This window comes from Brachybacterium sp. HMSC06H03 (genome assembly GCF_001807385.1).
Classification (GTDB): Bacteria; Actinomycetota; Actinomycetes; order Actinomycetales; family Dermabacteraceae; genus Brachybacterium; species Brachybacterium conglomeratum.
Genome location: NZ_KV788804.1, coordinates 1 through 9872, shown reverse-complemented (window position 1 = coordinate 9872; position 9872 = coordinate 1). Strand labels below are relative to the sequence as shown.

Annotated in this window: 10 protein-coding genes and 1 pseudogene; 3 read left to right on the top strand and 8 right to left on the bottom strand. The window is 70.5% G+C overall.

Annotated features, from left to right (window positions below; translation table 11 throughout):
- The 8 genes and pseudogenes from HMPREF3159_RS09135 to rpmH form a co-directional block, all read right to left on the bottom strand.
- Positions 1 to 259, bottom strand: a pseudogene (locus tag HMPREF3159_RS09135) (chromosome partitioning protein ParB); the annotation flags it as partial.
- An 85-nt stretch (positions 260 to 344) separates the two neighbouring features.
- Positions 345 to 1274, bottom strand: coding sequence for a ParA family protein (locus HMPREF3159_RS09130; protein ID WP_246821584.1), 930 nt, complete (start codon positions 1272 to 1274; stop codon positions 345 to 347).
- Positions 1261 to 1926 carry a 16S rRNA (guanine(527)-N(7))-methyltransferase RsmG gene (rsmG, locus tag HMPREF3159_RS09125; protein WP_070500740.1) on the bottom strand — a complete coding sequence of 222 codons (666 nt, stop codon included), beginning with the start codon at positions 1924 to 1926 and terminating at the stop codon, positions 1261 to 1263. The genes HMPREF3159_RS09130 and rsmG overlap by 14 nt, the downstream gene beginning before the upstream one ends.
- A gap of 8 nt (positions 1927 to 1934) precedes the next feature.
- Positions 1935 to 2612, bottom strand: coding sequence for a Jag family protein (locus tag HMPREF3159_RS09120; RefSeq protein ID WP_070500739.1), 678 nt, complete (start codon positions 2610 to 2612; stop codon positions 1935 to 1937).
- Positions 2613 to 2676: 64 nt separating this feature from the next.
- Positions 2677 to 3780, bottom strand: a complete 1104-nt coding sequence (yidC, locus tag HMPREF3159_RS09115) for a membrane protein insertase YidC (protein WP_070500738.1) — start codon at positions 3778 to 3780, stop codon at positions 2677 to 2679.
- A gap of 85 nt (positions 3781 to 3865) precedes the next feature.
- The gene (yidD, locus tag HMPREF3159_RS09110; protein WP_083305887.1) at positions 3866 to 4189 is read right to left on the bottom strand and encodes a membrane protein insertion efficiency factor YidD; all 324 of its coding nucleotides are present in this window, start codon (positions 4187 to 4189) and stop codon (positions 3866 to 3868) included.
- Positions 4186 to 4554, bottom strand: coding sequence for a ribonuclease P protein component (gene rnpA / locus HMPREF3159_RS09105; RefSeq protein ID WP_070500737.1), 369 nt, complete (start codon positions 4552 to 4554; stop codon positions 4186 to 4188). Before rnpA ends, yidD begins: the two co-directional genes overlap by 4 nt.
- 35 nt (positions 4555 to 4589) lie before the next feature.
- Entirely contained in the window at positions 4590 to 4727 is a 138-nt protein-coding gene (rpmH, locus tag HMPREF3159_RS09100; RefSeq protein ID WP_010552021.1) for a 50S ribosomal protein L34, read from the bottom strand.
- A gap of 449 nt (positions 4728 to 5176) precedes the next feature.
- Between rpmH and dnaA the strand changes: the two genes are divergently transcribed.
- From dnaA to recF, 3 genes are all read left to right on the top strand, one after another.
- Positions 5177 to 6874 carry a chromosomal replication initiator protein DnaA gene (gene dnaA / locus HMPREF3159_RS09095; protein ID WP_070500736.1) on the top strand — a complete coding sequence of 566 codons (1698 nt, stop codon included), beginning with the start codon at positions 5177 to 5179 and terminating at the stop codon, positions 6872 to 6874.
- A gap of 487 nt (positions 6875 to 7361) precedes the next feature.
- Positions 7362 to 8486, top strand: a complete 1125-nt coding sequence (gene dnaN, locus HMPREF3159_RS09085) for a DNA polymerase III subunit beta (protein ID WP_070500734.1) — start codon at positions 7362 to 7364, stop codon at positions 8484 to 8486.
- A 19-nt stretch (positions 8487 to 8505) separates the two neighbouring features.
- Complete coding sequence (recF, locus tag HMPREF3159_RS09080) at positions 8506 to 9765, top strand: DNA replication/repair protein RecF (protein WP_070500733.1); 1260 nt, start codon at positions 8506 to 8508, stop codon at positions 9763 to 9765.
- Positions 9766 to 9872: the final 107 nt, after the last annotated feature.

Below are 9872 nucleotides of genomic sequence, written 5' to 3'. Positions count from 1 at the left end.
CGGTGCGGCCGCGTCGCTCGGCGGCGGCGCGCGCCATGCCGGTCGCCAGGTCACGGGCGCCGCCCCGCAGGGGGGCGTCCTCGGAGGAGACCTTCTCGCCGGAGAAGAACATGTCCACGGGGCGCGTGCTCGACGCGGCGGAGCCGCCCTCCTCCTGCGGACGGGTGCGCGTGCGCAGCTCCTGCTCAGGGGCGGGCGAGGAGCCTGCCCCCGGGATCAGGGCGCCGAGACCTCTGCCGAGTCCTCGCTTCTGCGTCATGGCCGTTGTCCTTCCGAGAAATGTCGTCACCGTGGGGGTGACCTCCGTGCCGGGCGCGACATCGCGCGGTGAGGGGAGGTCGAGGTCAGGGAGCGGGGCGGGAGTTCAGCTCGAAGGCAGCCGCCCGGTAGGCGAGCGCCCCGCTGGAGCCGGGATCGTAGGTGAGCACGGTCTGGCCGTAGCTCGGCGCCTCGGAGATCCTCACCGATCGCGGGATCGTGGTCTCGAGGGTCTGGTCGGGGAAGTGGTCCCGCACGTCCTGGGCGACCTGTGCGGCGAGCCGCGTGCGCGCGTCGTACATGGTCAGCAGGATGGTGGAGACCACGAGATCCGGGTTCAGGTGCTGCCGGATCAGGTCGATGTTGTTCAGCAGCAGCGTCAGGCCCTCGAGCGCGTAGTACTCGGCCTGGATCGGGATCATCACCTCACGGGCCGCGACCAGCGCGTTGACCGTGAGCAGGCCGAGGGAGGGCGGGCAGTCGACGAGCACGTAGTCCAGGCGGGGCAGGCCGTGGGCGTCCCGCTCCTCGAGGTGCTCGCGGATGGCGTTGCGCAGCCGGTTCTCGCGGGCGACGAGCGAGACCAGCTCGATCTCGGCGCCGGAGAGGTTGATCGTCGCGGGGGCGCACTGCAGGCGCTCCATGTCCGGGACGTCCTGGACCACCTCGGACAGCGGCGCCGACTCGACCAGCACCTCGTACATGCTGGGCACCTCGGCATGGTGCTCGATGTTCAGCGCCGTGGAGGTGTTCCCCTGCGGGTCGGCGTCGATCACGAGCACGTGCAGGCCGCCCATGGTCAGCGCGGCCGCGAGGTTCACGGTGGTGGAGGTCTTCCCCACCCCGCCCTTCTGGTTCGCGATGGTCACGATCCTGGTGTGCTCGGGGGAGGTGAACTCGACCTCCTCCAGCTGCCGGCGGCGGGCGTGATCCCGGGTGAGCTCGCGCATCAGCGGGGTGTCGTCCATCGACCCCGCCCCCTGGGAGGAGCCCTCGCGCTTCTCAGCCACGCGCATCTCCCTTCCTGCTCGCCTTCGGCCGGCGACGCACTTGGACCACTGTAGTGGGAACCTCGACCTCGCCCATCCCGTACCGGGTGATGGTGGGGTCGATCCCGCCGAGCTTCGTGAGCACCTTCTCGGCCTTCTCGATCTCGTCGGCGGCCGAGGAGCCCTTCATCGCCAGCAGCAGCCCCTCCTCCTGCACCAGGGGGAGGGTCCAGCGGGCCAGCTTCTCCAGCGCCGCGACGGCCCGGGCGGTGACCACCTCGAACTCACGCTCGCCGTGCAGCTCCTCGGCACGGGCGCGGACGACCTCGAGGCCGAGGCCGAGCTCGGCGTCGACCTCCTCGAGCCAGGTGGTGCGACGCTGCATCGTCTCGATCAGGGTCACCTGCAGCTCCGGGCGGGCGATCGCGATCACGACGCCGGGCAGCCCGGCCCCGGAGCCGACGTCGGCCAGGGTCCTGACCGACGGGTCGACGGCGTCGGCCATCAGTGCGCAGTTGAGCAGGTGGCGCTCCCAGAGCCGCTCCACCTCGCGCGGTCCGATCAGACCGCGCTCGGGACCCTCCTCGGCGAGCAGGGCGGCGAAGCGCTCGGCGAGCTCGAGCCGGTCGCCGAAGAGGCGCCCGGCCAGGGGTCGGAGCGATGCGGGGAGCGTCGTCACGGCAGGCCTCAGGACGCCGGGTAGATCACGACGTGACGGCCCTTGCCATCGCCGTCGGACTCGGAGCGCAGCCCCTCGCGCTTGGCGACGTCGTGGACGACCTTGCGCTCGAAGGGGTTCATCGGCCGCAGCGGGACCGGCTGCCCGGACTCCTTCGCCTCGGCGATCGCGGAGGCGGCGAGCTCCTCGAGCCCGCCCTTGTGCTCGGCGCGGAAGCCGCCGATGTCCAGCATCAGGCGCGACCGAGCACCGGTGCGGGTCTGGACCGCGAGGCGCGCGAGCTCCTGCAGCGCGTCCAGCAGCTCGCCCTTGGGGCGGTTCAGCTCCGCGAGACGGTCCGCGCCGCGGATCTCCACGGAGGCGCGGTCGCCGTCCACGTCGATGTCGATGTCGCCGTCGAGGTCCGCGATGTCCAGCAGCTCCTCGAGGTAGTCGGCGGCGATGTCGCCCTCCTCCTCGAGGCGGCGCAGGCGCTCCTCCTCGGATTCTGCGTCGGACTCTGCGCCGTCCTCGTCCTCGGACCCGCTCTCGCCCGCGTCCTGCGGCTCGGCGGCCTCGCCGGAGCCTGCGGTCTCCGCGGGGGCGGCGGTCTCCGCCGCCTCGGCGGCCTGGGCGTCCGTGCCCTCGTGCGCCTCCTCGGCGGCGGTCTCGTCGGCCGACGACGGATCGGTGATGGTCTCGTTCATTCAGGGTCCTCCGGGGATGCAGGGATGGACGACCCGGGAGCGACCGTGCTCCCGGGCCGTGAGGTCACTTCTTCCGCTTCTTCTTGCCCTTGTCCAGGGGAGAGCTCTTCGGAGAGGGCACCGGGAAGTCACCGGACTGCTCCTGCGCCCTGCGCCGCTCCTCGGCAGCCTTGGCGCGGGCCTCGCGGGCGCGCTGCAGCTTCTCAGCGTCGGAGAGCTTCTTGCCGCCCTTGTTCTTCGCGGAGGGCTGGACGCGGATCTGCCGCTCGGGCTCGGGATCAGGCTCCGAGACCTTCTTCGGCGGGGTGAAGTCCAGCGGCTCCAGACCCTTCCGCTCGCGCTTGGCGTTGATGCGCTCGTGGCGCTCCTTCTCCGCGTCGGAGCCGGGGGTGGGGGTCGCACGGATGACGATGTACTGCTGGACGAAGGTCCACACGTTGGTGGTCAGCCAGTAGATGAGCACACCGATCGGCATGCCCGGCCCCGTGATCACGTAGATGAACGGGAGCATGTACAGCATCATCTTCTGGGTGCTGGCCATGGGGCCCTCGAGGGCGGCCTTGGGCATGTTCTTCATGGTCAGCGACTTCTGAGTGAAGAAGGTGACCGCGCACATCGCCGCGATGATGATGCCGGCGACGATCTTGGTGGTGACCCCGCCGTCGCCGGAGTTCAGGAAGCTGTCGGCGATGGTGACGTTGCCGAGGATGGTCGAGTTGCTCGCGCTCTGCGCCAGCTCGGTGGTCAGCGGGCCGAAGGGCTCGCCGCCGGCGGCCTGGGGCAGCTTGTTGAAGAGCACGCGGAACAGGCCGAAGAAGATCGGCATCTGCAGCAGCACGGGCAGGCAGGAGGAGAACGGGCTGGCGCCGGCCTCCCTGTAGACCGCCATGGTCTCCTCGGCCATCTTCTGCCGGGACTCCTGGTCGGTCTTGCCCTTGTACTTCTTCTGCACCGCCTGCAGCTCGGGCGAGACCATCTGCATCGCGCGCGAGGCGCGGATCTGGCGCACGAACAGCGGGATGATCAGGGTGCGGACCACCGCGGTGAGCCCGACGATGGACAGCACCCAGGTGATGCCCGAGTTCGGATCCATGAACAGCGACAGCACCGCATGGAACTTCACCATGAGCCATGCGACGGCCCACTCGATCGGATACAGGGGATTCATCGGCCTGGTCTTCCTGCCGCACGGATGCGCATGTCGTTCATGCGAGGTGCCGGCTGTGGTCGGGAGTCTCGGACAAGGGTAGGCCCTAGGGGGCCGGGTGCCGCAGTCGGCGTGGATTGATCCACATGCCCGGCGCCGGGACCGGATCGAGCCCGCCGCGGGTGAGGGGATTGCATCGGAGGATCCGCCAGGTGGTCAGCAGCGTCCCCTTCAGGGCTCCGTGCGTGCGCAGGGCGTCCATGCCGTACTGCGAGCAGACGGGGTCGTAGCGGCAGGCGGGCGGGGTGTAGGGCGAGATGCCCACCTGGTATCCGCGCACCGGCAGCATCAGGAGCCGGCGCGGCAGATGTCCCAGACGCCGCAGCGCGCCCCCGCGACCTCGCGCGCGCACCGGCGGGCCGGCGTTCACCGCGACCGCTCCTCGCGGCGGGCGAGCTTGCGGGAGGCGGAGGCGAGCGCCGAGTCCACGTCCTCGCGGAGCTCGGCGAAGGCCTGTCCCTCGATGCCCGGCAGCGCCCGCAGCACGATCGCGCTGCCGGCGGGAAGGGTCTCGAGATGCGGGCGCACGATCTCGCGCAGGCGCCGGGTGACGCGGTTGCGCACCACGGCGTTGCCGATCTTCTTGGACACGACGAATCCCACGCGGGGTGCCTCCTCCCCCTGCGTGAGCAGGGTCAGGTGCACGACCACGTGGGATCGAGCGCTGCGCGCGCCACCGCGGGTGACCGCACGGAACTCGTCGCCGCTGTGGAGCCGGCGACTAGACCAGTACACGACGACGTGACGCCTCGGCCCTGGCCACCGTCGTCTCAGGCGGAGAGCTCGGCGCGGCCCTTGGCGCGGCGGGCGTTCAGGATGCTGCGGCCGGCGCGGGTGCGCATGCGGGCGCGGAAGCCGTGCTTCTTGGCGCGGCGGCGGTTGTTCGGCTGGAACGTGCGCTTGCTCATGGTTCTCCTCGATCGTGGGCACGGGCGTGCCCCTCGCGGTGGCGTGTGGTCTGCTGCGCGAACGGATGTCCGGGCGCACCCGCCGGGGCGGGGCGGCTGCCGTGTCCCACATCGGGACGGTGCCGTCGGGCGGCGCGCAGCGCTGACTGCACGATTTTAGGCGCGGGGGTGCACGGGGTCAACGGAGGAGCCCCGCTGAGGGCCGGTTGTGGCCCGATTCTCACTTCCGGGGGCGTGTCGTGACGGCCCCGAGGGCCCGTCGTGCCCTGCGGGTCCTGCCCCTCCGGCCCGGCGGCGCCCGACGGGGCGGCGCCGCTCACATCGTCGCGGTCGTCCCGGTCACGTCGGAGCCGGAACCCCGGCCTGTTGTCCACATCGGCGATCCACAGCGGTGAGGATAATGTGGAAAACTGTGGCGACCCGCGCCCGAGACCTGAGGGGGACACCTGATGCCGGAGGCGAACGCCGACGCGATCTGGGACAGCACGCTGAGCATCCTGCGCCGCGACGACACCGTCTCCCAGCGCGTGATGGCCCTGCTCACCCTCTCCCGCCTGATGGCCTTGGTCGCGGACACCGCCCTGCTCGCCGTTCCCTCCACCTCGGCGAAGGAGCTCATCGAGAACCGGATCGCGGGCTCCCTGAAGGCCGCCCTCAGCGAGGCCACCGGCAAGGACCTCCGCTTCGCCGTGACGGTCGACGAGTCGCTGCTGCTGGAGGGGGACGACGAGGACGAGGCCCCTGCACCGCCGCTGACCTCCTCCTCCACCGCCCGCAGTGCACATCCTGTGGACAACGATGTGGACAGCTACACGGGGGATGTCCACACCCCGCCCTTCCGTCGTGGACGGGGCTCCGTGCTCCCGTCAGAGTCCGCCTCCGGCCGGCCCGCGCTGCCCTCGAGCAGCACCTCGGACTCGGCCGCCTCCGCCGCCTCGCGCTTCGGCCGCGGGGAGGACGAGTTCCACGGCTCCGCGGCCGACGATCCCAGCGCCTACGCGGGGATCTCCGCGCTCAGCGGCGTCTCCGCCCCCTCCCCGGGACCGGCGCCGCGCCGACCCGCCCTCGCCGGCGGCTCGACCCTCGGCGAGGACTCACGCCTGAACAGCAAGTACACCTTCGACACCTTCGTGATCGGCTCCTCGAACCGCTTCGCGCAGGCGGCCGCGTCGGCCGTGGCGGAGACGCCGGCGAAGGCGTACAACCCGCTGTTCATCTACGGCGGATCCGGTCTGGGGAAGACCCACCTGCTGCACGCGGTGGGCCACTACGCCCAGAGCCTCTACCCCGACGTGGTGGTGCGCTACGTGAACTCCGAGGAGTTCACCAACGAGTTCATCAACTCGGTGCAGTCCGGCCAGTTCGGCAAGGCGCAGGAGTTCCAGCGCCGCTATCGCGACATCGACATCCTGCTGATCGACGACATCCAGTTCCTGCAGCGGGCGCCGGAGACGATGGAGGCGTTCTTCCACACCTTCAACACGCTCTACAACTCGGACAAGCAGATCGTGATCACCTCGGACCTGCCGCCGAAGGAGCTCGGCGGCTTCGAGGACCGGATGCGCTCCCGCTTCGAGATGGGCCTGATGACGGACGTGCAGCCGCCGGATCTCGAGACCCGCATCGCGATCCTGCGCAAGAAGGTCGCCCAGGAGAACACCGGCGAGGTGCCGCACGACGTGCTGGAGTACATCGCCAGCCACATCGCCACGAACATCCGTGAGCTCGAGGGCGCGCTGATCCGCGTGCAGGCGCTGCACTCCCTCTCCCGCCAGCCGATGGACGTCACCCTCGCCGAGTCCGTGCTGAAGGATCTGCTCTCCCACGACGACGGCGCACAGATCACGGCCTCGACGATCATCGCCCAGACCGCGACCTACTTCGGGCTGTCGGTGGAGGAGATCGTGGGCACCGGTCGCAGCCGGCGCCTGGTCTCCGCGCGGCAGATCGGCATGTACCTGTGCCGGGAGCTGACGGACATGCCGCTGATCCGCATCGGCGAGGAGTTCGGCGGCCGCGACCACACCACCGTCATGCACGCGAACAAGAAGATCAGCGAGCTGATGAAGGAGCGTCGGGCGATCTTCAACCAGGTCACGGAGCTCACGGCGAGGATCAAGAGCTCGAGCTCCTCGGCCCGGCAGTGATGCGGGAACGACACGGCAGTGACGCAGCCGACCGCGTGAGCGCGCCGGAAAATGTCATCCCAGGTCAGGCCGACGTTCTCCCCAATTGTGGATAACTCTGTGGACAGTGTGGAAAGACGAGCATCTGCGCAGGAGCCGATGTGCACGGAGGAATGACAGGAATCTGACGGCGGCGGCGATCCGTGCACAGGCCGTGCACGAGCTTCCTGTGATTGTCGACGAGTCGTCCACGTCGCCAGTGTCGACTGTGACCTGCTGAGATGTCGGTTATCCACGAGATCCACAGCCGTGATGATGAGGTCTGTAGTTTCTTGCTCGTCGTGGATGTGGAGGGCGGGGGTCGGCGGCAGCGGCCGAGGAGCACGGAAGAGCAGGGGCGGAAGTCAAGGATCTGCGGCGGTGTGTCGTCGGAGGGCTCCGGGAACCGATACGCTGTCCACCGTTCGATCACGATCAGGCTTTCGACCACTGAGAAGGAGTGGCAACGGTGAAGTTCCACCTCGACCGCGGCGTCCTCGGCGACGCCGTCTCCTGGGCCACCCGCACCCTCCCTGTCCGTCCGGCGATGCCGATCCTGCAGGGCGTGCGCATCGTCGCCGATGCGGGCGGCGAGCTGCAGCTCTCGACCTTCGACTACGAGGTCAGCGCCCAGATCCGTCTCGAGGCGGAGATCGAGCAGCCGGGCGAGGTGCTGGTCCAGGGGCGCATGCTCTCGGACATCGTCCGCGCCCTGCCGAACAAGGACGTCACCGTCGCGCTCGAGGGCACGAAGCTCCAGGTCCGCTGCGGCAGCGCCCGCTTCGCGCTCGCGACCCTCCCGGTCGAGGAGTACCCGCAGCTGCCCACCATGCCCCCGGTCGCCGGCACCGTCGCGGCCGACGTGTTCTCCGAGGCGATCTCGCAGGTCACCGTCGCGGCCTCGAAGGACGACACCCTCCCGCTGCTGACCGGCGTGAAGGTCGAGATCAGCGGCGAGACCATGACCCTGATGGCCACCGACCGCTACCGCCTGGCGCTGCGCGAGCTGACCTGGAACCCCTCGTCGCCCGGCGCCGAGCTCACCGCCCTGGTTCGTGGCCGCACCCTCCACGAGGTCGCCCGCTCGCTCGCGAGCGGCGGCGGCGTCGAGATCGCGCTGTCCGACGAGGACTCCGCGAACCTGATCGGCTTCGAGGCTGGCGGCCGCCGCACCACCTCCACCCTCGTCGACGGCGATTACCCGCCGGTGCGACGACTGTTCCCCGAGACCACCGCGATCACCGCCGTCGTCTCCACCGGCGCGCTGATCGACGCGGTCAAGCGCGTCTCCCTGGTCGCCGAGCGGAACACCCCCGTGCGTCTGTCCTTCTCCGAGGGCCAGGTCGCGCTCGAGGCCGGCGCCGGCGACGACGCTCAGGCCAGCGAGGTGCTGGAGGCGCAGCTCGAGGGCGAGGATCTCGTCGTCGGCTTCAACTCGGGCTTCCTGCTCGACGGCCTCGGCGCGCTCGGCAGCGAGTTCGCCCGCCTGACCTTCACCGACTCGATCAAGCCCTCGGTGATGACCGGGCAGGACTCGCTCGAGGGCGAGCCCGACAACTCCTACCGGTACCTCATCATGCCGATGCGGATCTGAGGGAGGGAGAGCTCCCTCCGTGCACCTGACCGCCCTCGAACTCACCGACTTCCGCTCCTACCGGCAGCTGAGCCTGCCCGTCCGTCCCGGCATCACCGTGATGGTGGGCCCGAACGGGCAGGGCAAGACCAACATCGTCGAGGCGCTGTGGTACCTCGCGACGCTCTCGAGCCACCGCGTCCCCCACGACGCGGCGCTCGTGCACCGCGGCGAGTCCACCGCGATCGTCCGTGCGAGCTTCGAACGCGCCGGCCGGCCCCTGCAGATCGACCTCGAGATCACCCCCGGTAAGGCGAACCGCGCCCGGCTCCAGGGGCAGAACGTCTCGCGGCTGCGCGACCTGCTCGGCGAGGTGCGGGCGGTGCTCTTCGCCCCGGAGGACCTGGGGCTGGTCAAGGCCGATCCGGAGGGCAGGCGCCGCTTCCTCGACGAGCTCCTGTTCGAGATCGCGCCCCGTTTCGCGTCGATCAAGGCCGACTACGACCGGGTCCTCAAGCAGCGCGGCAACCTGCTCAAGCAGATGCGCTCGATGCGGCGGGGCGGCTCGGGGCGCAGCGTCGGCGGGCTGGACCCGGCCGAGTCCGCGGCCTCCACGCTCGAGGTCTGGGACCAGCAGCTCGCCCGTCACGGCGCCGAGCTGCTGCGTGCCCGGCTCCACCTCGTGAACCGTCTGCGCCCGCACCTGGGGTACTCCTACCTGCGGGTCTCGACCGACGAGGGGGCCGAGCAGGCGCTCGACCTGCCCCCTGACCAGCGCGGCGAGGTCGCCTCCCCGGCGGACGTCCGCTACCGCTCCGACGTGCTCGACGAGCTCGGCTCCGCGCCCGGCGAGCTGCCCGGCACCCGCGAGATCCACGACGCCCTGCTCGCCCTGGTCGCGGCGCGCCACGACGAGGAGATCGACCGCGGCACGAACCTCACCGGCCCGCACCGCGACGACCTCGAGATCCGCCTGCACGACTTCCCCGCGAAGGGCTACGCGAGCCACGGCGAGTCCTGGTCCCTCGCGCTCGCGCTGCGCCTGGCCAGCTACGATTTGCTGCGTCTCGAGGAGGGCGCCCTCGGCGACGGCGAGCCGATCCTGATCCTCGACGACGTCTTCAGCGAGCTGGACGTGCACCGCCGCGAGCGGCTCGGCCGGATCGTCACCGACGCCTCGCAGGTGCTGATCACGACCGCGAACGACACCGACATCCCCGCCTCCCTCGACGGCGAGATCCACGTGGTCGACGTGACGCTCGGCGAGGCGGTCCCGCGCAGCGGGGGCGGGCTGCGATGAGCGGCGGTGCTCCGCGCCCGCGGATCGCGAACCCGTACGGGCTCGGCACCTGGAGCGGGGCAGCGGCGGGGTCCGGGGAGCAGGCGGCCTCGCCGACGGCTCCGGCC